The sequence below is a fragment of the Sphingobacteriaceae bacterium GW460-11-11-14-LB5 genome (assembly GCA_002151545.1).
In the GTDB taxonomy this organism is placed as follows: Bacteria; Bacteroidota; Bacteroidia; order Sphingobacteriales; family Sphingobacteriaceae; genus Pedobacter.
In genome coordinates this window covers 4,707,970-4,733,134 of the sequence record CP021237.1, presented here as the reverse complement: position 1 = coordinate 4,733,134, position 25,165 = coordinate 4,707,970, and the positions used below count along the sequence as shown (strand labels likewise).

15 protein-coding genes are annotated in these 25,165 nt (G+C 39.5%); 13 read left to right on the top strand and 2 right to left on the bottom strand.

The window, feature by feature from the left end:
• Nucleotides 1-44: 44 nt before the first annotated feature.
• From CA265_19020 to CA265_18990, 7 genes are all read left to right on the top strand, one after another.
• Nucleotides 45-404, top strand: coding sequence for a twin-arginine translocase TatA/TatE family subunit (locus CA265_19020; GenBank protein ID ARS41634.1), 360 nt, complete (start codon nt 45-47; stop codon nt 402-404).
• Nucleotides 405-438: 34 nt separating this feature from the next.
• Nucleotides 439-615 (top strand): twin-arginine translocase TatA/TatE family subunit, encoded by a 177-nt coding sequence (locus CA265_19015; protein ID ARS43058.1) that lies wholly within the window; start codon nt 439-441, stop codon nt 613-615.
• An 18-nt stretch (nt 616-633) separates the two neighbouring features.
• The gene (gatA, locus tag CA265_19010) at nt 634-2,052 is read left to right on the top strand and encodes an aspartyl/glutamyl-tRNA amidotransferase subunit A (protein ARS41633.1); all 1,419 of its coding nucleotides are present in this window, start codon (nt 634-636) and stop codon (nt 2,050-2,052) included.
• Between the two features lie 208 nt (nt 2,053-2,260).
• On the top strand, nt 2,261-3,664 hold the full coding sequence (locus CA265_19005) for a lytic transglycosylase (GenBank protein ARS41632.1): 1,404 nt from the start codon (nt 2,261-2,263) through the stop codon (nt 3,662-3,664).
• Between the two features lie 188 nt (nt 3,665-3,852).
• Nucleotides 3,853-6,168 (top strand): NADP-dependent malic enzyme, encoded by a 2,316-nt coding sequence (locus CA265_19000; protein ARS41631.1) that lies wholly within the window; start codon nt 3,853-3,855, stop codon nt 6,166-6,168.
• A 6-nt stretch (nt 6,169-6,174) separates the two neighbouring features.
• Entirely contained in the window at nt 6,175-6,759 is a 585-nt protein-coding gene (locus tag CA265_18995) for a Holliday junction branch migration protein RuvA (GenBank protein ID ARS41630.1), read from the top strand.
• An 11-nt stretch (nt 6,760-6,770) separates the two neighbouring features.
• Nucleotides 6,771-13,970: a cell surface protein SprA gene (locus tag CA265_18990; protein ARS41629.1), complete on the top strand. Its 7,200-nt coding sequence runs from the start codon at nt 6,771-6,773 to the stop codon at nt 13,968-13,970.
• A gap of 8 nt (nt 13,971-13,978) precedes the next feature.
• Here CA265_18990 and CA265_18985 read toward each other — a convergent pair whose 3' ends face one another.
• Entirely contained in the window at nt 13,979-14,395 is a 417-nt protein-coding gene (locus CA265_18985) for a hypothetical protein (GenBank protein ARS41628.1), read from the bottom strand.
• A gap of 235 nt (nt 14,396-14,630) precedes the next feature.
• Between CA265_18985 and CA265_18980 the strand changes: the two genes are divergently transcribed.
• From CA265_18980 to CA265_18955, 6 genes are all read left to right on the top strand, one after another.
• Nucleotides 14,631-15,011: a glycine cleavage system protein H gene (locus CA265_18980; GenBank protein ARS41627.1), complete on the top strand. Its 381-nt coding sequence runs from the start codon at nt 14,631-14,633 to the stop codon at nt 15,009-15,011.
• Between the two features lie 10 nt (nt 15,012-15,021).
• Entirely contained in the window at nt 15,022-15,420 is a 399-nt protein-coding gene (locus CA265_18975) for a glycine cleavage system protein H (protein ARS43057.1), read from the top strand.
• Nucleotides 15,421-15,683: 263 nt separating this feature from the next.
• A complete protein-coding gene (locus CA265_18970; protein ID ARS41626.1) occupies nt 15,684-18,497 on the top strand; it encodes a hypothetical protein in 2,814 nt (937 codons plus the stop codon).
• A gap of 273 nt (nt 18,498-18,770) precedes the next feature.
• Complete coding sequence (locus tag CA265_18965) at nt 18,771-21,542, top strand: hypothetical protein (protein ARS41625.1); 2,772 nt, start codon at nt 18,771-18,773, stop codon at nt 21,540-21,542.
• 97 nt (nt 21,543-21,639) lie between these two features.
• Nucleotides 21,640-21,855 carry a ferrous iron transport protein A gene (locus CA265_18960; GenBank protein ID ARS41624.1) on the top strand — a complete coding sequence of 72 codons (216 nt, stop codon included), beginning with the start codon at nt 21,640-21,642 and terminating at the stop codon, nt 21,853-21,855.
• An 11-nt stretch (nt 21,856-21,866) separates the two neighbouring features.
• Nucleotides 21,867-23,975, top strand: a complete 2,109-nt coding sequence (locus CA265_18955) for a ferrous iron transport protein B (GenBank protein ID ARS41623.1) — start codon at nt 21,867-21,869, stop codon at nt 23,973-23,975.
• 672 nt (nt 23,976-24,647) lie between these two features.
• Here CA265_18955 and CA265_18950 read toward each other — a convergent pair.
• Nucleotides 24,648-25,124 (bottom strand): transcriptional regulator AsnC, encoded by a 477-nt coding sequence (locus CA265_18950; protein ARS41622.1) that lies wholly within the window; start codon nt 25,122-25,124, stop codon nt 24,648-24,650.
• Between the last annotated feature and the right edge of the window lie 41 nt (nt 25,125-25,165).

The window sequence follows — 25,165 nt, the reverse complement described above, 5'->3', positions numbered from 1 at the left end:
TAAGACAAGTTAAAATGTCTATATTTGTATAAATTATATTAGTGATGTATCAAGGCACGTTATTAGAGTTTTTAAACATGGGTGGATCAGAGATCGTACTCATTTTAGTGGTCGTTCTATTATTGTTCGGGGGTAAAAAATTACCTGAACTTGCAAGGGGACTAGGGAAAGGGATCAGAGAATTCAAAGATGCCTCTGATGGTGTGAAGCGTGAAATCCATAGGAATATCAATGCCATGGATTTAGATAAAGAAGAAGCAGAAGAAACAGCGGTAAACCATAGTCAGCGCCATCATCCAACAGAAGAACCTTCTGTTGATGAAAAGGCAGAGGCAAGTGCAACCCATACAGAAGCCAGCACGCCTGTTGACGAAAAAATTATAACTGACAAAGAAAAAGTTTAAACAAAAAGTTATGTTAAATACAACAATAGCAGCAATGCTTGGAACGCCAGAAATTATCATTATTGCGGTAGTGGTATTGTTATTATTTGGTGGTAAAAAAATTCCTGAACTGATGAGAGGTTTAGGTAAAGGTGTTAAAGAATTTAAAGATGGTAAAGATGGTGTTGATGGAGAACAAGTAGATCCGTCAAACCGTGATAAAACCGTTTAATTGCAATAATTTTTAGTTTTGAAGAAATACAGCTCTCTTAAAGAGATTCAAGCACTCATTTCGCAAAAGCAATTAACTTTACCCGATTTATTAGCTTATTATTTTAAGCAAATTGAAAATAATGAACACCTCAATGCATTTAATGAGGTGTTTTTTTTGTCGGCTGAAGTTCAGGCAAAAGCGATACAGCAAAAAATAGAAGAAGGTAAGCAAGGTAAACTTGCAGGGATGGTTATTGGTATTAAAGATAATATCTGTTACAAAGACCATATCGTTACTGCATCGTCAAAAATGCTCGAAGGCTTTGTATCTCCATATTCTTCTACAGTTGTGCAACGATTGTTACAGGAAGATGCCATTATTATTGGTCGTTTAAACTGTGATGAGTTTGCTATGGGCGGCTCAAATGAAACTTCATACTATGGAGTTGCTAAAAATGCGGCAAATCCCGACCTTGTTCCGGGTGGGTCTTCAGGTGGATCAGCTGTAGCGGTTCAGGCCGATATGTGTTTGTCTGCGCTAGGAACTGATACCGGTGGTTCGGTAAGACAGCCAGCAGCATTTTGCGGGCAAATCGGACTTAAGCCTACTTATGGGCGTATCTCAAGGTATGGTGTTATTGCTTACGCTTCCTCTTTCGATCAGGTTGGACCAATCACCTCTTCAGTAGAAGATGCTGCTTTGCTTTTGCAGGTTTTAGCTGGCGAAGATGATTACGATTCTACCGTTTCTCCCGTTGCAGTACCCGATTATCCTGCTCATTTAAACGAGCATAAAAAACAAAAAATAGCAGTATTAAAGGAAACGATTGAGAGCGAAGCCCTCGATTCCGAAATCAAATCAGCTATTTTAAGATCAATCGAGCAGCTCAAAGCAGATGGACATACAGTTGAGTATGTTTCTTTTGATTTGCTGGATTATCTGGTTCCGGCTTATTATATCTTAACCACAGCCGAAGCCTCTTCAAATCTTTCGCGTTATGATGGCGTTCATTACGGACATCGTAACCTGGAAGCGAAATCGCTGAACGAACTTTATAAATTATCCCGCGCCGAAGGTTTTGGTGAAGAAGTAAAACGCCGCATCCTTTTAGGTACTTTTGTTTTAAGTGCAGGCTATTACGATGCTTATTATCAAAAAGCACAGCAGGTTCGCCGGTTAATCAGAGAAAAAATGGATGTTTTGTTCCAGGATTATGATTTAATTCTTTCTCCTGTGGCACCAACAGCCGCTTTTAAAATCGGCGATAATGTTCAAGACGCAATTGTGATGTACATGGCCGATATTTTTACCGTATTACCTTCTTTAAGCGGAAATCCGGCTATTGCCTTGCCAATAGGCAATAATACAGAAGGTTTACCGTTAAGTATACAATTTACAGCCAAACATTTTGAGGAAGATAAGCTTCTGGCTTTTTCTCAGGCATTTTTATCATAGTTTTATCGTCATTGCGAAGTACGAAGCAATTTAATGCAAAAAAGCATTATCGTTAAGTATGGCAATGGCATTTCATTAGCTGTTTTCCAGGCATTGTTTGGAAGGTTCGCAGGTTCTTATTTTAGTTCCCTATGGAAAGAAGAAAGGATTTGTACAAAGGTTTGTGGGGACACCAGCCACGGTTAATGAAAATTTGAACCAATAGCCCATGATTAAAAAATTACTTTTTGCTTCAATTTGTGCATGCTTAGGATACATTTCTTCCTCTTCCGCGCAACAAACACTCAAACTGGATAGTCTTCCGAAGATTCACAATAACATCTTTATCAATACCGATACGGTAGCTGTACCGCTAGTTTCAGAAAACCCGTTAAACATGGGCCAGAATTTTATCTATAAACTCAGGCTCGATTCTATTGCGAAAACGGTACCGCTTCCTTACAACGAGTACGTTCAGCAGTATATCGATATTTATGCCAAGCGTAAAGATATGTTCGGGAAAATGATTGGCTTGTCGAGTTATTACTTCCCTATTTTTGATAAAGCCTTAAAAGATTATAACATTCCACAGGAAATAAAATATTTAACCATCGTCGAATCACAGATGAATCCGCATGCCATTTCGAGAGTTGGGGCAACAGGGATCTGGCAGTTTATGTTCGGCACGGGTAAGGCTTATGGCCTGAAGATGGATAACTTTGTCGACGAACGCAAAGATCCGATCCAGGCGAGTTATGCAGCGGCAGCCTATTTTAGAGATGCTTTTGAAGAGCTTGGCGATTGGCTGTTGGCCATTGCCGCCTATAACTGCGGAAAGGGTAATGTTAACCGGGCAATTGATAAAGCTGGCTCGAGGGATTTTTGGGTAATCAGACAGTTTTTACCTAAAGAAACCAGAAATTATGTGCCGGCATTTATTGCTGCGGTTTATGTAATGAATTATTCGGGCAAACATCAGATTACCGCGCAAGCTTCGAGCATGTTTTTAAAAACCGATACGGTTCAAACGACTCGCTTCGTTTCGCTATCTACACTCGCAAAGGTGTTAAATGTTGATGAAGCAGCCATTATGGCCTTAAATCCATCGTACAAGAAAAAGATTGTAAACGGCACAGATGATGAGCCCAAGCGTATTGTGATGCCCAAGTTAAGGGACATCGATTACGCCGGTATTTACGATGTGTTAAATAATCAGGAAGTGGAGGTGAACATGAAAGTGGTGGCCGCCAGTACTGATGATGTAAGAGATTTAAGAAAGAAAAAAACAAAAAGTATCGCTACAACCGCTGTAGTTTACCATAAAGTTACCTCCGGACAAAGTTTGACAACTGTTGCCGATAAATATGGTGTAGAGGTGCAGGATTTAAGGGTTTGGAATGGTTTAAAAAGCAAAACCCTGGTGCCTGGACAAAGATTAAAAATCTATGCTAAAAACCGTACACCATTAAAAGCACCATCGTCTTTTTTGAGTTACAAAGTTAAAACAGGCGATACCTTGTCTGAAATTGCCGAGAAATTTGATGGAGCAACCGTTCAGAGTATCAGAAGAGATAACCGTTTATCCAAAGCCGGTTTGCAAGTTGGTATGATTCTGAAAATTAGCAGGGGCTAATACGGAACCGAAACAATTGTGCTTATTTCTTGATCAGGTAATTTGAAATGGTATCATAAACCTGGTTTAATCCATTGCTGCAACAGGCAGCTTAATGTCGCGTCTTATTTAACTTTTTTGAAGGGCTTTTTATTTTATGCCTCATAAAAAGAATTGTACCTTTGCCCCCGTCACTAATAAGTTACGTAATGAGTAAGACCACTAGAAAGCAAGATGCGCTTGATTACCACTCGCAAGGCCGTCCAGGAAAGATACAAGTAGTACCCACAAAACCTACAACATCGCAAAGAGATTTAACTTTAGCGTATTCCCCTGGCGTTGCAGAGCCGTGTTTGAAGATTGCAGAAAATAAAGAAGATGTTTATAAATATACCGCAAAGGGCAACCTGGTTGCGGTAATCAGTAACGGTACAGCCGTTTTAGGTTTAGGCGATATCGGTCCGGAAGCCGGAAAACCAGTAATGGAAGGAAAAGGTTTGCTTTTCAAGATCTTTGCTGATATTGATGTATTCGATTTAGAGTTAGATACCAAAAATGTTGACGATTTTGTGAAAATCGTGAAGGCTTTAGAGCCAACATTTGGTGGTGTTAACTTAGAAGATATTAAAGCACCAGAATGTTTCGAAATTGAGCGTCGCTTAAAGGAAGAAATGAACATTCCGGTCATGCATGATGATCAGCATGGTACAGCGATTATTTCAGCTGCAGCATTGTTGAACGCCTGCGAAATCTTCAAGAAAAAAATGGATAAGATTAAAATTGTAGTTAATGGTGCTGGTGCCGCTGCAATTTCTTGTACCAAACTTTATGTTTCTTTGGGCGCTAAAAAAGAGAACATCATCATGTGTGACCGTTCTGGTGTGATCCGTAAAGACCGTGAAGTACTTGATGAGATTAAAGCTGAATTTGCTACAGATAGAAAAATCAGCACTTTGGCCGAAGCCATGAAAGATTCTGATGTGTTTATCGGTCTTTCATCAGCCGATTGTGTTACCGCAGAAATGTTAACTTCGATGGCCAAAAACCCAATCGTTTTTGCAATGGCCAATCCTAATCCCGAGATTGCCTACGAACTGGCGATTAAAACCCGTAAAGATATTATTATGGCTACAGGCCGTTCTGATTATCCGAACCAGGTAAATAACGTTTTAGGTTTCCCTTATATTTTCCGTGGTGCGCTTGATGTTCGAGCAACAGGTATTAACGAGCCGATGAAAATCGCTGCCGTTAAAGCCATCGCGGAATTAGCTAAAAAATCGGTTCCAGAGGCTGTAAACTTAGCTTACAATGCCCGTAACCTTAAATTCGGTAAAGAATATATTATTCCAAAACCTGTCGATTTTAGGTTAATTACAGAGGTTTCTATCGCGGTAGCCAAAGCAGCCATTGAAAGCGGCGTGGCCCGTAAAATTATTACCGATTGGGATGCCTATAGCGAAGAACTAAGAAAACGTTTAGGTTTGGATGACGCCATTATGCGTGCCATTACCACCAAAGCTAAAACAGATCCAAAAAGAGTTGTATTTGCTGAAGCTGATAATTACAAAATTTTAAAGGCAGCGCAGATTGTTAACGACGAGAATATCGCCATTCCAATCCTTTTAGGAAATAAAGATAAAATACAGGCGATTATTGATGAGCACGGTTTGGAGTTAGAAGGTGTAGAGATCATTGATCAGATGCAGAATCCTGATAAAACCAAACAATATGCCGAGGCGCTTTATCAAAAACGTCAGCGTAAAGGGGTTTCTCTAACTGATGCCACTAAATTATTGAGAGACCGTAACTATTATGGTGCATCGATGGTTGAGTTTGGCGAAGCCGATGCCATGATTTCGGGTCTGACCAAAAATTATGGATCGACCATTAAGCCTGCTTTACACGTAATTGGTGTTGATCCAAGTGTGAAACGTGTTGCGGGTATGTACATGATGATGACCAAAAAAGGTCCTGTTTTCTTCGGAGATACCACAGTAAACGTAGATCCAACAGCAGAAGAGCTGGTAGATATTACTTTATTGCTTGATAAATCTGTTAAGCAGTTTAACATCAAACCACGCATTGCTTTATTATCTTATTCAAACTTTGGTTCAAATGATGGGGTAACACCAAATAAAGTAAGGGAAACGGTTAAACTTTTGCATAAAAATCATCCTGAGGTAATTGTAGATGGAGAGATGCAGGGAAACTTTGCCATCAACAACGAACTTTTAAAAGATAATTTCCCATTTAGTACCCTGGCAGATGCTCCAGCTAACACTTTAGTGTTCCCAAATCTCGAATCAGGAAACATTGCATACAAATTGTTACAAGAGTTAGGCGGCGCCGAAGCGGTTGGTCCGATCCTGCTTGGACTGAATAAACCTGTTCATATTGTTCAATTAGGTAGTTCTGTACGTGAAATCGTCAATATGGTTACCATTGCTGTTGTAGATGTGCAAGCAAAAGAAGAAATTGCAACATCGAAACGAAAAGGTATATTTGGAAAAACAACTAAAAAGTAGAATTACATGTACGCCTATATTGATGGTAAATTGACATTCAAAAACCCGGCATATGTTGTGGTTGAAGCCGGAGGTATAGGCTATCATATAAACATTTCTTTAAATACATACAGCGCTTTGGGCGATGCAGAAAGGTGTAAACTATACACCTGGCTGCATGTAAAAGAAGATGCACATACATTATACGGCTTCGCTGATGAAGGCGAACGCCGTTTATTTTTACACTTAATATCGGTATCGGGAATTGGACCAAATACAGGTAGAATGATTTTATCATCGATTACACCTATAGAAATCCAGACCGCGATTGTTAAAGCAGATTTACCCCTAATTCAACGGATTAAGGGCTTAGGAGCTAAAACGGCACAACGCCTGGTTTTAGAACTCCAGGATAAACTAAAAAAAGAAGGGGCAGACTCATTAATTTCTATGCCTCAACACAATACTGTTAAAGATGAAGCGTTATCAGCATTGGTAATGCTCGGATTCGCCAAACAAACCGCCGAAAAAACTATAGACCAGATTTTAAAAGTGACAGAGGGAACACTTTCGGTAGAGCAACTAATTAAACAAGCTTTAAAAACTTTATAGATCTACTGCCTTTGAAGAGAATATCTACATTTCTGTTTCTCATCCCTCTTTTTTTAATTGCTTCTCAAAACGCTTTCTCCCAAGTTGTTCCAAGCAAAACGGATACCATTACTCCAAAAAATAATTTTGGTTTACGCGAAAAGGAACGTTTAGGCCTTAGCCCGGCCGTTAATCCATTTTCTCCTGCGCCCAGTAATTTAAAGCGTGTGGTAGAATACGATGCCAAGAATAAACGTTATGTGGTAAAGGAATTAATTGGTGAAAAATTTGTTTTAAATACACAATATTTAACGATCGACGAATACCAGCGATTGGTTAACAGTGAGATAAAACGCAGTAACTGGCGGAGTATTTCAAATGCAGAGGTAAGTGATTACAGAAGTACAGGTATCATTCCCCAGATTCAGGTAAACAGCAAAGCTTTCGAAAAATTATTCGGTGGAACAACCATCGATATACAGCCTCGCGGAGAAGCCGAGCTCACCTTTTTAGGCCGGGTAAATAAAAATGAAAACCCGCTTTTTAACGAACGACAAAGGGTACAGACCAATTTCGATTTTAACCAGAGGATACAAATGGATCTGGTGGGTAACATCGGAACCAAATTAAAAATCAAAAGCAATTACAATACCGAGGCCCAATTTGATTTCGAAAACCAGATCAAACTCGATTATACCGGCGGACCAGATGATATTATCCAAAAAATTGAAGCGGGTAACGTAAGCTTGCCTTTAAATACCTCTTTAATTACCGGAACACAGGCCCTTTTCGGGATTAAAACACAACTGAAATTCGGGCGCTTAAACGTAACAAGTGTTTACACCCAGCAAAAATCCGAATCTAGGGAAATTAAGATTACCAACGGGGCGCAGCAAAATACGACTACCGTAAATATCGATAGCTACGAGGCGAATAAACACTATTTCCTGTCACAATATTTCAGGAACAACTACAACAAAAATCTGGCTAACGCACCCATTATCACTTCGCCAATACAGATTACTAAAATTGAGGTTTGGATTACCAATAAGGCCGGTAATACTACTGATTCGCGAGATGTATTGGGTTTGATGGATTTGGGCGAAAATGCGCCTTTTAATACTTCTTTGCTTACGGGTGGTACTTCAGGTTTGCCAGCGGGAACGACCGCAACGGGTTTTTCGCAACAATCGAATAATTTAATTGCGCAATTAAATGCTTATCAGGGTGGCGCGATAAGGCAAACCAATTCTAATGCCGTACTCTCTTTCTTCCAGACAACGCCTGCCAATAGCAGCAATACCGATAACTTTGCCAAACTCATTTACGCCCGAAAATTAAACGAACGGGAGTTTACTTTTCAGCCGCAACTGGGTTATTTATCACTAAACAACCCTTTAAATTCCGATGAGGTTTTAGCTGTTGCTTACCGCTATACTTATAATGGGGTAGAATACCAGGTGGGTGAATTTTCTACCGATGTTTCTTTTGATGCGGCCAATCCGAAAGTGCTTTATGCTAAATTGCTAAAGAATGAAACGACCAAAATCAAACTTCCTACCTGGGATTTGATGATGAAAAATATCTACTCAATTGGGGGATATCAGATCAGCAGTCAAAATTTCAAACTCGATATTTACCGCATTGATAATGAAACCGGTGTGGATAATCCGGTAATGACCGAAGGACAAAATACGGCGAATAAACAGTGGATTGCCTTAACCGAATTCGATCGCTTAAACCAGCAAAATGAACGTAAACCCGATGGGATTTTCGATTTTGTGGCCGCAAATAATGCCTTTGGTTCGTACTCTACCGCGAGCAATGCCAATCAGGCCAGCATGTTTGGGGTAGGCAGCAACGGGCAAACCTCGTTGGTAACCAATACCAATTCGGGTTATATCACCATCGACCCGGCAAACGGCAGGATTATCTTTCCGGTAATTGAACCTTTTGGTAAAGATTTAGCTGCCAGATTTTTGCCTAGTGAACAGGCATTGATTAATAAATATACTTTTACAGCGCTTTACGATTCGACCCAAACTATCGCCAAACAGTTATTTCAAAACCAGAACCGATATATCATTAAGGTAAATTACCAATCAGATATTTCTTCTGAATTTAGTTTGAACGCCATAAATGTTCCCGAAGGATCAGTAAAGGTTTTTGCAGGAACCATGCCATTAACTGAAGGCATAGATTTTACGGTTGATTATCAAGGTGGCCGGGTGAGCATTATCAACCAGGCACTGTTGGTATCTGGCCAGCCGATTCGGATAACTACAGAAAACAATGAACTTTTTGGTCTGCAGCAGCGCTCGCTTTTTGGAACCCGTTTAGATTACCGGGTTAACAACAAGCTAAACCTGGGTGGTACCATCATGAACTTAACCGAGAAACCTTTAACACAAAAGGTAAACATCGGCGAGGAACCCATTTCGAATACCATTTGGGGAGCAGATATTAACTACAGTTCGCCATCAAGGTTTTTAACCAAATTGGTTGATAAACTCCCTTTCCTTTCTACGAAGGCACCTTCGAGTGTGACGTTTTATGGAGAGTTTGCACAATTGATTCCCGGACATCCGAGAGCATTAAATTTTGCAGGCAGTAAAAATGGGGTAAGTTATTTAGATGATTTCGAGGCATCCAGATCAGTAATCGATTTAAAAAGTGCCATTGCATGGCAGTTATCGGGCACTCCCCAGCTTTTCGCCGAGCATGATAAATCTAACGATTTAACCTATGGCTACAACCGGGCAAGGATCGCATTTTATAACATCGATCCTACTTTTTATAACTCAGCAGCATCTACTACTCCAGCCAATATCAGGAACAACCGGGCTGAACTTTCTAATCACTACGTAAGAGAGGTGATTGAACAGGAAGTTTTCCCGTTTAAAGAAACAGCAACCGGACAAGCCTTAAATATTACCACTTTCGATGTGGCTTATTATCCAACCGTTAGGGGACCGTATAACTTCCGCCCGACTGATTTCAGGCCAGACGGAACATTATTGCAACCTAAAAATAACTGGGGAGGTTTCCAGCGAAAAATCGAAACCAACGATTTTGAAGCCTTAAATGTGGGCTTTATTGAGTTTTGGGTAATGGACCCCTTTATTTATAAACCGAATTCCGCAGGTGGTGATATGTATTTCAATCTGGGTAATATTTCGGAAGATATTCTGAAAGATGGTAGAAAATCGTTAGAAAATGGTTTGCCAGCAACAAACGATCCAAGTAAATACGAGGAAACTGCATGGGGACGTGTTCCCAAATTGCAACCTGTAGTACAGGCTTTTGATAACAATGCCAATTCGCGTCGTGCACAGGACGTCGGTTTGGATGGACTAGCGGATGCAGACGAAAAGGTAAAATTTGCTGCGGCAATTACACAAATTAAATCGCAGTTAAATGCCACCGCTTCTGCCGCACTCGATGCCGATCCTTCATCAGATAATTATGCCTATTTCAGAGGTCCGGCCTTAGATCAGATTAATGCAGGTATTCTTAAACGTTACGAAAAATATAACGGAACGGAAGGAAACTCTAAAACTTCGCAGCAGTCGCAGGAAGAATTAGGACTTGAAAACTCTGCCTCTACTTCTTTACCCGACGGGGAAGACATCAACCGCGATAATAACATGACGCAAAGTGATGAGTATTTTCAGTATAAAGTTTCGATGCGTCCGGGTGATTTAAATGTGGGTCAGAATTTTATTACCGATAAAGTAACATCACAGGTAAAACTGGCCAATGGAAATACACAGGCCGTTTCATGGTATCAGTTCAGAATCCCAATTGGTCAGTATCAGGACAGAGTAGGCGGTATCCAGGATTTTAAATCCATCCGTTTCTTCAGGATGTTTATGACCAATTTCGCTGATACTGCCGTGATGCGTTTTGCAAAGTTGCAGCTGATCCGTGGAGAGTGGAGAGAATACAATGCTGCGAATGAAGCTGCACAGGTAATCGTCGATCCATCATTGCCAGCACTTACCCCTGATAATTCTACCATTGAAGTCTCGACAGTAAACATCGAAGAAAATGGAAAACGTTCACCGATTCCGTACGTTACCCCTCCGGGTATTCTTCGCGAGCGTGACTATAGCAATTATCGTGGCGATACGCGTTTAAATGAGCAATCGTTATCGGTTATTGTAAAATCGTTAAGAGATGGTTATGGCAGGGCGGCATTTAAAACAGCCTACAGCGATTTCAGATCTTATAAACATTTAGAAATGTTTATCCACGCCGAGGCCGTTAACAATCAAATTTTAAATGATAATGATGTTTCTGCATTCTTAAGAATCGGAACTGATAACCAGGATAATTATTACGAATATGTAATCCCGTTAAAGGTGACCAATCCGGGTACAAGCGATCCTGATGCCATTTGGCCGGAAGCCAACAGAATGGATATTGATTTAACGCTTTTCCAGAATGCTAAGCTGGCCCGTAATGTAGCTAAACAAGCTAACGGACAGCCCTGGCCAACAAATGTTCCATTTACCTATACTGATGGAGCGCGGACTATTGTCGTTAAAGGGCAGCCTGATATGAGCAAGGTTAGGGTGTATATGGTGGGGATTAAAAACCCGCTCCGTGCTGCTAACGATGAGCAGAATGATGACGGACTGGATAAAAATGCACTGGTTTGGTTTAACGAGTTGAGGTTAACCGAATTTGATGAAAAAGGCGGCTGGGCAGCTACAGGAAGATTGAATTTAAAACTGGCCGATTTTGCAGATGTAAATATTTCCGGAAGTAAATCGACCATTGGTTTTGGTTCTATCGATTCGAAAGTGAGCGAGCGTAACCGGGCCGATAATGTATTGCTTGATGTTTCTTCTGCCATGGAATTAGGTAAGTTCCTGCCGCAAAAGTCGGGTGTGAAAATCCCAATGTTTGTGAGTTATTCTAAACAGGTTTCTACTCCACAGTATAATCCTAGAACGCCAGATATCGAGCTTAAAAATGCTTTAGCGCAATCGACAAAAGAACAAAAAGATTCGATTTTAAACTTTGCACAGGATTATACCGTTAGAAGAGGTATCAACTTTACCAACGTTAGAAAAGAACGGACCAATAACAGCAAACCTGTCCGCCTTTGGGATATTGAGAATTTTGCAGCAAGTTATGCTTATACCCAATACAATCATCGCGATTTTATTAACCAGAGTAGCATTCAGAATACCTACAGGGCATCGTTACAATACAGTTATTCTAAAGAAGCCAAAACGATAGCGCCGTTCGAAAAAATTATAAAGTCGAATATGCTGGCTTTATTGAAGGATTTTAACTTCAGTATTTTCCCGAGTGCCATTAACTTCAGGATTGATGTAGACCGTTTGTATTCAGAAAATACCTTACGGAATAACGATCCGAATAATACCATTGGGGTTTACCAGAGCGGTTATGGTACCACCTTTAACAAAAACTTTACCATGAGCCGGATTTATGGTATCGCATGGAACCTTACCCGTTCGTTACAGTTAGATTTTAATGCCACAAATTATTCGATCATCGATGAACCGGATGGAAGATTAGACGGTTTAAAACGCGATACCGTCTGGCAGAATTTAAAACGTTTAGGACGCACCACCGATTATAACCACAATTTAAACGTTACTTATAACCTGCCAATTGATAAAATACCAGGGCTAAACTGGATTACCGTAAAAACCCGTTATGGTACCAACTTTAACTGGCAAACCGAGCCGCTTTCTACCTTGCGCGATCCGAATATTAATTTGGGTAATACCGTACAGAACAGCAGAACGGTACAGATCAATCCAACTTTAAACCTAACTACTTTATACAATAAGTTTGGTTTTATCAGAAGTGCAGGCAACGATCAGGAGGGGAGTGGCGCTAAGAAATTTTTTATTAACCTGTTAACGAGTGTAAAAAATGTTAATGCCAGCTTTGTGCAAACCAAAGGTATTTTCTTGCCAGGTTATCTGCCAACCACAAAGTATTTTGGTATCGATAATGCAACAGGAGCACCGGGTTTAGGTTTTGCTTTCGGAAGTCAGCGCGATATTCGCGATATGGCCTTAAACAATGGATGGCTAACCACCGATACCTTGCAGAATCAGCTGTATGTAAACACGCTCAGAGAAGATTTTCAACTTACCGGACAGGTAGAGCCGTTTAAAGATTTACGGATTACACTAAAGGCCAATAAAGCGCAGACAAGAAACTTTTCGACCAATTTCAGGTATGTAGCCAGTGTATCATCGTTCGAAAATTTAAGTGCCATTACTACCGGCGATTATAGCGTATCATACATTGCTTTAGGTACAGCATTTAAAGAAAATAACTCGACGGTAGTCTCGGGCTTGTTTAATCAGTTTATGGCCAATAGGATGATTATATCCAGAAGATTGGGTGCTCAAAATCCAAATTCTGGCGGCGTAAACGGTGGTTTTGCCGATGGTTACAGCAAAGAAAGCCAGGATGTAATTATTTCTGCTTTTATGGCTGCCTATTCGGGTAAAGATGCCGGCAAGACAAAAATGAATGCCTTTCCTAAAATCCCACTGCCAAACTGGAGTTTAACTTATAGCGGCTTAACCCGTATTCCTTTTATCGCTGATAAGTTTTCATCTGTCGATATCAGACATGGATATCGCTCTTCCTACAATATTAATGGCTTCAACTCCTTATTGCGCTATCAGGAAACCAATGGTGCGGTTAGCAGCAGAGATGTAAATAATAACTTTTTACCTGAATACCAGTTTGCTCAGGTAACCATTTCAGAATATTTTTCTCCTTTGGTTGGTGTGGATACCAGGTTTAAAAATAACCTGACGGCTTCTTTCGAATTAAACCGTTCACGTTTATTGGGATTGAGTTTATCTAACAGTCAGCTGGCGCAGTTATCAGAAAACAATATGGTGTTGGGATTGGGCTACCGTACCAATAAATTCCGCTTCCCGTTTGGATGGTTTAAAAGCCTGAAAATGGATAACAACATGGATTTCAAACTGGATGTAGCTATCCGCGATAATAAAACCGTTATTTACCGCGCAGATGTGACCGAAGCCGAAGTTTCTTCAGGAGCAAAGAACATTACCTTAAGGCCAAGTGTAGATTATGTGTTGAATCAGAAGTTTAACATCAAATTGTTTTACGATTCGAATATTACAAAGCCTTATACTTCGCAAACTTTTAATACTTCGTTCAGTAATTTCGGGTTTAGTTTAAGGTTTACGCTGAATTAATAAATTGCTTAAGCAGTTAACGGCTTGTTTTTTTGTGCGGAGAATATTCTGCTAAATACATATGCAGTTAAGAACATGGGGGCGTAACTGAACAGCAAATAATCAAAACTTTTAAAATGCATGGCCCCGCTGATCAGCAAATAGAACAGAAAGATAACAATCGAATGTGCTATCGGCCGGTCATTTATAAATCTTTTATATCCTGATTTTTCGATCAGGTAATGATTTATCGTCATCACTGCCGCAATTATAGCGACAAAAATAAATAGATGAGTAAAGGTAAGGTTGAAATTAAAACTATAATTAAGCGGTTTGATGAGCATGATCAATCCAATATAGGTGAATCCGATGGCCATGGTTGCCGGAACGGAAACAAGTAGTGTGGCAAGGCATACTTTTAAAGTGTAAATTTGTGCAGGTTTCATGTTGAGGGTTAATTTGTTAGGTGAAGATAAAGATTTTTACTGAATCTGTTTAATCTGAACAATTGCCAATTCGGAAGTTCATTACGAAATGCAACATTAAACCTTTTTACGATAAGTTAATTGACCAGGCATTGCGATATGTTAAACTAAATTGTATTTTTGGCGGGTAAACGTCAGGAAACGTTTAATGCATACAAGCTTAATAAAACAAGAAAATTAATATAACTTACAAACCATGAATTTTCCATCAGAATTAAAATACACTAAAGACCACGAGTGGGTTAAAGTTGAAGGTAACGAAGCTATTATCGGTGTTACTGATTTCGCTCAGCGCGAATTAGGTGATATTGTTTATGTTGATATCAATACGGTAGGTAGTGAAGTAGCAAAAGAAGAAGTTTTTGGTACGGTAGAAGCGGTTAAAACGGTGTCTGATTTATATATGCCAGTTACAGGTACAGTATTAGAAGTTAATGCTGAATTAAACGATAATCCTGAATTGGTAAATTCTGATCCTTACGGAAAAGGTTGGATGGTAAAAGTATCTTTAGCTGATTTAGCCGAAGTAGAAGATTTATTATCAGCAGAAGCTTACCAGGAATTGGTTGGCGCCTAATTATTATATGTTGTACAAAGCACTGAAACAACAAAAATGGGCCATATTCTGGACTATTGTCGTTTTGGTGCTTTGTAATATTAAAATGCCCGATTCTGAGGGGCAAGGCTTTTTTTTCGAAGGCTTTGATAAAATGACCCATATGGGTTTTTTCTTTGTTTTATCGGTGCTGCTCTTCTACGGTAAAATCAGATATCAGCATAATTTCGCTTTCAGAACCTTAACCATTTTTAAAATATTGCTCATCAATGCGATCATTGGTGGCGGAATTGAATTGTTACAATGGAAAGTTTTTACCTACCGCTCAGCAGAATGGTGGGATTTTGGCTGCGATATGTTAGGTGCATCAATGGCCGTTTTTAGTTATGTATTGCTTCATAAATTAAATTTTAATGAAAACAAAAGTTAGCATCATCTGTGTAATTGTGGCCATAAGTTTAAGCGGATGCAGTATTTTTAAAAAAAACTGCAACTGCCCAAAAGTATATTACAAAAGTTATCCTTCACCACAAAAATAATCCCCTTTCTGACCGACCTTCCCTTTAGATCAGATCTCCTTCCTGAAAAGCTGTATTTAAAATGTTACCAAGCTTTTAACACACCTTAACAAACCTTTCGGCATTTGCGTAGTCTGATAGCTTAGTTTTGTATTATAATATCTAATTTTTTTTGATGAAAAGAAACGTTCAGCGGGCAATATTCATGGTGCTCCTATTTTGTGGATATATTGCCCAGGCTCAAAATACTGGCTCAATAAGCGGTAAAGTAATTAACGCGAAAGATAAAAAGCCTGTTGACTTTGCTACAATAGCAATTAAAAGCTTGAAAGATTCGAGCACTGTTGCCTCAGGACAAAGTAATCCTGATGGAACTTTTAGTTTTAAGGGTATTGCCCCAGGTAAATATAGAATCTACTCGGCCTTTTTAGGTTTGAAAACAGTAACTAAGGATGTTGAAGTGGCTAAAGTAGCCGTAAATGCCGGCGAAATTGCCATGGTTGACGATGGCGTTGATTTAAAAGATGTTAACGTTACGGCAAGCATTCCGGTAGTGGTAAAAACAGATACCATAGAATTTGATGGAAAATCAATCAAGGTTAGAGAAAACGCGGTTGTAGAAGACATGTTGAAAAAACTTCCTGGAGTTGAAGTAGCAAAAGACGGAAGTATTAAAGCGCAGGGTGAAACCGTTACAAAAGTTAAAGTAGATGGTAAGGAGTTTTTCGGAACAGATCCTTTATTGGCTACCAAAAACCTACCTGCCGATATGGTAGATAAGATTCAGGTAATTGATGAGATGTCTGAGCAATCTCAATTTTCTGGTGTTGATGATGGTACAAGAAATAAAATCTTAAACATCACAACTAAAGCCGGAATGAAAAAGGGTTATTTTGGAAATAGTACAGTTGGATACGGTACACAAGATCGTTATGATGCCAGCTTAAATGTGAACAAGTTCGATAATGACCAGCAATTCAGTTTTATTGGTCAGTTTAACAACGTCAATAAACAAAACTTCGGACAAGGTAATGGTGCAGGAAATGGTTTTGGTGGCGGTGGCCGGGGTAATTTTGGTGGCGGAGGAAGTGGCGCGGGTAGCGGCGGTATTACCACCACTAATGCAGCGGGTTTAAACTTTGCCGATACCTATAAAGATGGTACCCAAATTCAGGGAAGTTACTTTTTTAATAAATCGGCTGTAGCGAATCAGCAAACCAGTTTTACCCAAAACTTATTGGGCGATAAAATTACCACCGTTTTAAACAATGCGGATAATAATACGGACCGGATTAACCATCGTTTTAATTTCATGATCGATACCAAACTGGATTCTTCTACAACGATTAAAATCCAGCCAAATGTATCGTACACTGAAAGTGATGCGACAAACCTGAGTGATTATACCCGAAATCTGATCCAGTCTACAACTGTCGGAAATCAGCGCTATATCAGCAACAGTACTACTCCTAATATTAGTAACAACCTTTTGGTTCGTAAAAAATTCAAAAGACGCGGTAGAACGTTATCACTTAATGTGAATACGAGTATCAATAATAATGATGCTGATAACTATAATTATATATCTGAAACGAATACCATTAACAGTACCCCAACGGCCAGTCTGATCGATCAGTTGAACAAGGTGAACACCAACTCTATTAACAATACCTCCAGATTGGTATATACCGAGCCGTTATCTAAAACAACAAGTTTAGAATTTAACTACCAGAATGGATATAGCCACGACAATCAGGGCCGCCAGGTATTGGATTTCAATTCAGCCAGTGGGCAATATGATCTGGTTAATTTGGATTATACCAATATTTATGAGAACCAAACTTTAACAAATGCTGCCGGGGTAAGTTTTACAACCAATGAAAAGAAATACAACTGGAACATTGGTTTAGCCGCACAACAGACTAACCGTGAAAACACCAACTTAACAACGGGTTTGGTAAGGACACAGAATTTTATCAATTTAACGCCATCGGCCAATTTCAGGTATAATTTCAGTAACTCCAGAAGATTGAATATCCGTTATAGAGGGACAACCCAACAGCCAACAATCAACCAGATACAGCCAATACTTGATAATACCAACACACAAAGTGTTTTTGTGGGTAATCCTGAATTAAAGCCACAGTTTAATAACAATTTAAGCATTAACTATAACAATTTCGATTTCGCCAAAAGCAGGATGTTTTTTGCTTTTTTAAATCTTAGTCAAACTTTTAATGCTATCGGTAATAGCAGTCAACTTGTAACCGATCAAAATGATGTAGACTACGGGAAAATCAGAACGACTTATGTGAATGTTGACGGGGTTTATTCGGGTAATGCAAGTATCAACATGGGCTTGCCAATTTTGCCAGAGCGTAAATTAAACCTGAATGCATCGTTAAATGCCAATTACAACAGGAATGTGAATTTTACAACAGGGAATAACAGTGCCGGACTGCTTAAAAACATCACTAATTCCTGGTCGGTTACCAACAGGTATAATTTCGTAACCAATTTTGATAAGTTTGATCTTACTGGTGGTATTTCAGGAACCTACAATAGGGCAACTTATTCTGCTCAGCCAAATTCAACCACAAATTATTATACTTTAAACCCTAGTTTCGACATTAGTTATTTGTTTCCTGGAAATATCCGCTTGGCAGTAGATTTAGATTATATCAAAAATACAGGTAGAGGTGAAGGATATAATACCGAGTATACTTTGGTAAATTCTTATATCAGTCGTCAGTTCTTTAAAAACAGAGGTACATTTAAAATTGCGGTTAACGATGCTTTTAATCAAAATCAAGGCATTAGCAGAACTGCAACAAATAATACGATTACAGATTTAAACTATAACGTGTTAAAACGTTATTACATGTTCTCATTCACTTATTCTTTAACCCGCATTGGCGGAAGAAATATGAGCGGAGATATGCAGATGCCTGCCCAGGGAGGTGATGGCGGCCGCCGTATGAGAATGTAATCTGTCATTCTTTAATATCGTCATTTCGACCGTAGTGGAGAAATCTAAAATGATACTTCAAGATTTCTCCCGCGAAAGTTCGGGATTACACGCCTGTCGAAATGACGATTTTACTTTAGAAAGGTCTCGGTTTTAACCGGGACTTTTCTGTTTTAAAGCCAGCTGTCTGGAGATTAAATGTATGGTTGACATTTATGTATTTCAAATGTTACCTAATCAAAATAAACCTTTGTAAAAGCCTGTAGTCTCTAAGCTATAAACCAAACTAACCGAATGAAACAGATTTTTACGCTCCTTTTTATTTTATCATCTTTTTTTGCTTACGCCCAGAAAACGGGTTCAGTTAGCGGACGTGTTATTCAGTCAAAAGATAAAAAACCAATTGATTACGCATCCATTGCGGTTAAGAACCTGACTGATTCGAGTATGGTTGGTGCAGTAAGTACAACCGAAGACGGGAAATTCGTGCTCTCGGGCTTGAAACCTGGTAGCTATAGGTTATATGCTGCGTTTTTAGGTTTAAAGAATACTACAAAAGATTTTACCATTACCGCAGATAAAATTAATGTTGCCTTGGCTGACATTATTTTAGAAGGCGGAGCAATTGATCTTCTAACGGTTGATATCAAAGCTGAAGTTCCGCCGATTGTAGTAAAGAAGGATACTATTGAATTTAATGCAAGTTCTTTCAAAGTAATCGAAAATGCGGTGGTAGAAGACCTGTTGAAAAAACTTCCGGGCGTGGAGGTTGATAAAGCAGGCACGGTAAAAGCCCAGGGTGAAACCATTACCAAAGTTAAGGTAGATGGCAAAACATTCTTCGGGAATGATCCTTTACTGGCTACTAAAAATCTTCCTGCAGATATGATCGATAAAATCCAGATCATTGATGAACTATCAGACCAGGCACAGTTTACCGGAATTGATGATGGATCAAGAACCAAGATTATTAACATCACCACCAGAAAGGATAAGAAAAATGGTTACTTCGGCAACACTACAGGAGGTTATGGTTCTAACGACCGTTACGATGTTAACGCGAATATCAATCATTTCAACCAGGATAAGCGCCTAAGTGTTATTGCCCAGTTTAACAATGTGAACAAACAAAACTTTGGCGGCGGTTTAGGCGGCGGAAACGGAGGGGGGAATGGCGGTCGCGGAGGAATTACCGATACCAAAGCTGGCGGATTTAATTTCTCGGACGAATATGCCGATCAGACTCAAATAGAAATGAGTTATTTCGTTAATAAATCTGACAACCTGATCCTCAGAAATAGTGTAACCCAAAATTTATTGGGTGATGAAACCACTATTTTTAATAACAATCAAACCAATAGTTCGGGTCGGTTAAACCACCGCTTAAACTTTATGGTCGATACCAAGCTTGATTCCTTAACCTCACTACGCATACAGCCAAATTTAAGTTATACCGATAACGAGAGCTTAAACAGCAGCACTTATACACGTGATTATAACCGGTATATGATTAGTGGAACACAGTCCCTACGAAATCATAGTACCGCACCATCCATTAGCAATAACATTTTATTGCGTAAAAAATTTATACGCAGAGGAAGAACCCTATCCTTAAACTTCAATACCAACATTAATAATAACGACGCCGATAATTACAATACCAATCCCGAAACGAGAAAAGAAAACGGAACCACCACTCAAAAAATAACCGATCAGTTTAACGATCAGGAGAGTGAGTCCATCAATCAGAATACAAGATTGGTATATACCGAACCTTTGGATAAAACCTTAAGCTTGGAATTTAATTATCAGAATGGTTATAACCACAATACATCCGATCGTTTCACCTATAATTTTAATCCACTTACTTTACAATACGATTTGCTGGATGAAACCTTTAGTAATGCTTACGAGAATACCATTTTAACTAACTCCGCAGGTTTTAGCTTTAATAAAATGGATAAAAAATACAACTGGAATGTAGGTATGGCAGTTCAAAATACAGACCGGACAAATAATAACATCAGCAAAGGATATGTATTGAAGCAAAATGTTTTTAATTATACCCCTTCGGCCATGTTCAGGTATAATTTCAGCAACAGCAAACGCCTGGTATTTAACTATAGAGGCAGTACCAACCAGCCAACCATTCAACAATTACAGCCAATTAGAAACAATACCAATACGCAAAGTATCCCGGTTGGTAACCCCGATCTGAAACCCGAATTCAATAATACCCTTCGCGTAGCCTATAATACATTTACCGTAGGAAAAAACAGGTCGTTGTTCGTGAATTTAAACCTTACCCAAACCTCAAACCGGATTGCAAACAGCAGTAGTTTAATTCAAAGTGGCGAGGATCAGGGAAAACTGGCCATTACACCGGTTAACGTAAATGGTGTTTACTCCGGGTCTATTTCCTCTTCATTAAGTTTGCCGATTATGGCAGAAAATAAACTGAACTTCCACATCAATGTTAGTGGTAGTTACGATCGGGATGTAAACTTTACCAACTCCTTAAAAAATATTACCAACAGCTGGTCTGTTACCAACGGTTACCGTTTGGTTTCTAATTTAGATAAACTCGATTTAACGGCAGGTGTTAATGGTTCGATTAACCGTGCAACTTACTCCGTTCAGCCTAATTCCAATACACGCTACTACACTTTCAGCCCAAATGTAAGTGTAAGCTATTTGTTTCCGGGAAATATCCGCTGGGCTATAGATGCCGATTATAATCAGAATACCGGAAGGGGAGAGGGTTTCGATACGCATTTTACCCTGGTTAACTCTTATATCAGCAAACAGTTTTTCAAAAACAGGGGAACCTTTAAAGCTGCGGTTAACGATTTACTGAACGAAAATCAAGGGGTAAGCCGCACCGCCAATAATAACACCATTCAGGATGTGAGTTACAATGTATTGCAACGTTATTTCATGTTTTCATTTACCTATTCATTAAACCGTATGGGCGGTAAAAACCGCATCAGAGGTGGCGAAGAAGGTGGCAGGGGTCGTGGCGGTAACGGAGGTGGTGGCTTTGGTGGCGGCAGACAGCGGAACTAGATCATTTTAGGGTAAACCTATGTAATTTATATGCTTCATGCCACTTTCTTATTTGGAATAAATCTAAAGAAAGGTTAACTTGCGCCAAATTTAGCACATGAAGCTGTCGCACCTAAAAGTCGGAGAAAAAGGAACAATTGTAGCTTTTACAGATTTAGATATGTCTGTAAAGTTAATGGAGATGGGGTGTTTGCCGGGCGAAGTGGTAGAAGTAGAGCGTTTTGCTCCACTGGGCGACCCAATGGCTATTCGTGTTGCTGGTTATCAGCTTTGTTTGCGTAAAAGCGAAGCCGATGTTATCATTATTCAATAAAAAAGCTGGGTTTGGATATTAAAGTTGCGTTAGTTGGTAATCCCAATACAGGTAAATCTACTTTATTTAATCGTTTAACAGGATTAAATCAAAAAATCGGAAATTTTCCAGGCATCACTGTTGATAAGAAAACAGGTTTTACAAAACTTGCAGGTGGTAAAGAGGCCGAAATAATCGATTTACCAGGAACGTATAGCTTATATCCGAAAAGCGCCGATGAAAGCATCGTTTTTCAGGTACTTGCCGATAAAAAAAACAATAGTCATCCTGATGTTATTGTGCTCATTGCCGATGCTTCGAATTTAAAGCGTAATATGCTTTTGTATTCGCAAGTGGCAGATTTAGGTATCCCAATGATTTTGGCCCTGAATATGATCGATCTTTCGGTTAAGCAGGGAATAGAGATTGATCTGGATAAACTTGCAGAGAAGCTGGGTATCCAGGTGGTTTCCATTTCGGCCAGGAACAACATTGGAATTGATAAATTAAAAGAAGCGATTGCCAATACCAATAAAATTGCCACACAGTTTCAGGATGTAGATGTGAATTTTTTGGCTCCGGAAGCGATTAACGCCATAAAATCTAAACTTAATTCCGACAATGATTATTATGCGCTGCAGGTTTTGCACCAGCATGAACATTTAACTTTCTTCACCGAAAAGGAACAGGAAGAAATTGAAAATATAGAGCAGTCGCACCATTTCGAATCTTCTAAAGTTCAGGCTGCCGAAACAATTGCCCGATACAAACATTTAGGCACTATTTTATCTGATGTGGTTGTGGATAAGGGTACTGAAAAGAAGTTTTCTTTCAGTGATAAATTAGATGCCATCCTAACCCATAAAGTATGGGGCTTTGCCATTTTCCTGCTTATCCTGTTTGTGATTTTCAATGCCATATTTGCCTGGTCGTCCTATCCGATGGACTGGATTGAGACAGGTTTTGGTTTTATTACCAGTATTGGTCACGAATATTTGCCTGCAGGTATGCTTACCGATCTGTTATTGGATGGTGTTGTGGCAGGACTCGGCGGTATATTTGTATTTATTCCACAAATTGCAATCCTTTTTGCCTTCATATCCATTTTGGAAGATACGGGTTACATGGCCCGCGTTACCTTTATGATGGATAAAATTATGAGTAAGGTTGGCCTTAACGGAAAATCGGTGGTACCGATGATCGGTGGTTTGGCCTGTGCCGTTCCATCTATTATGGCTGCAAGAAATATCGAAAACTGGAAAGACAGAATGATTACCATCATGGTTACCCCACTGGTTAGTTGTTCGGCAAGACTTCCGGTTTATATTTTAATTATTTCATTGATTATTCCTTCTCAGACCGTTTTAGGTGTTTTTAACCTGCAGGGACTGGCGCTGATGGTGATGTACCTTGTTGGTATTATTGCTGCGGTATTGGTGGCATGGGTAATGAAATTCATCATCAAAACCAAAGAACGCTCTTATTTCATTATGGAATTGCCGGTGTATCGCATGCCAAGATGGAAAAATGTGTTCTACACGATGTATGAAAAATCGAAAACCTTTGTTTTCGAAGCTGGTAAAGTCATCATCGCCATTTCCATCATCCTTTGGGTAATGGCCTCTTTCGGACCAGGAAACCGTTTTGAAAGCATTGATAAAAAATACGAATCTGCCTTGGCTGATACCACAAAAAATACCGATCACATCAAAACCCTGGTGGCTACCGAGAAGTTGGAAAACTCTTATGTAGGCATTCTTGGTCATTGGATCGAGCCTGCCATTCGTCCACTCGGTTACGATTGGAAGATCGGTATAGGTTTAATTACCTCTTTTGCCGCCCGCGAAGCCTTTGTAGGTACCATGGCTACCATTTACAGTGTTGATGGCGGTGACGAGGATACAAGCACCATTAGAGAGCGCATGTCGGCCTCGGTTAATAGTCGTACCGGTTTACCCGTTTATACTTTTGCTACTGGTATTTCATTAATGCTTTTTTATGCTTTTGCCATGCAGTGTATGAGCACGGTTGCGATTGTTTACCGCGAAACTAAAGGCTGGAAATGGCCTGTCATCCAATTGGCCTATATGACGGCTATGGCTTACGTTGCTGCTCTTATTGCTTATCAGCTGCTGAAATAAAATAGATCCATCATTTCGAGCGGAGTGCAACGCAGCCGGGAAATCTGGCTCCAGACTTAATATTCCGATTAAGCTAAAATAATAGTTTTTACAACAACGTATTATAGCGTTTTGTCGCGCTGAGGGTTAATTTATTGTATAAAAATCAATACAATTAACAGATATATTTTAAGTAGATGATACTATAGATATATCGTCATTCCCAACTCGATTGGGAATCGTAATGCAATACGCTTCAAGATTTCCGCATGCGCGAGAAAGACGACCGCTTTATTGGAGTCTTTCATTGATAGTGTAGTCGAAGGTTAGGAGAGCAATGCCTGTACAATTATCCAGGTTTATTCCCGCTTTCCGTTTTATCCCGATTGAAAATATCGGTATGCCCACTCCAATCGGGTCTAGTTGGCTCGTGAGGTGGTCCTATTTCTGGCTGGATACTTACCTGCACCGGCCCTTGTATCTAAACCCGGTAGTAGCGGTTCCGATTCTTCATCGGAATTAGCGGATAACGGGACTGCTTATCCCGAAGCAATACCAAACGATCGTTTTCTAATTAATTTCTAAAAATTAACTAAAAAGCTTTTTACCATATAAGGTATAAAAGGTCATTTAAGCCCATTGTTCTTCAAGACATCTTTTTGCTTTAACCTTTCCGCTTTGGTCTTTCCTGCTTTACCCCAGCTCAATCTGACGCTTAATACTCTCTTCTAACGAGATTAAAGTCTCTGTTCGTTGGATACCGTTCACGGCCTGTATTTCTTCGTTTAAAACGTGGCGTAAGTGATTGGTGTCCCTGCAAATAATTTTGGCAAACATACTGTAGGCGCCGGTAGTATAATGCAATTCTACTACTTCCTTAATTTTGCTCAGCTGCGCAACGGCATCTTTGTACTGAATCCCTTTCTCCAGGTAAATACCCAAAAAGGCACAAATATCATATCCGGCTTTCTGCGGATCGATGATGAGATGAGAGCCTTTTATAATGCCCATTTCCTGCAGTTTCTTCATCCTAACGTGTATCGTTCCGCCCGAAACAATCAGATCTTTAGCGATTTCTGTGTAGGGTTTAGTGGCATCCTGCATCAATTGCTTTAATATATCGATGTCGAGGTTGTCAATTTCTAAATTGGAATTGTCTTTTTTAAGCATATTTTTGAATTATGATAAGCGAATTTACAAATATTTATCAA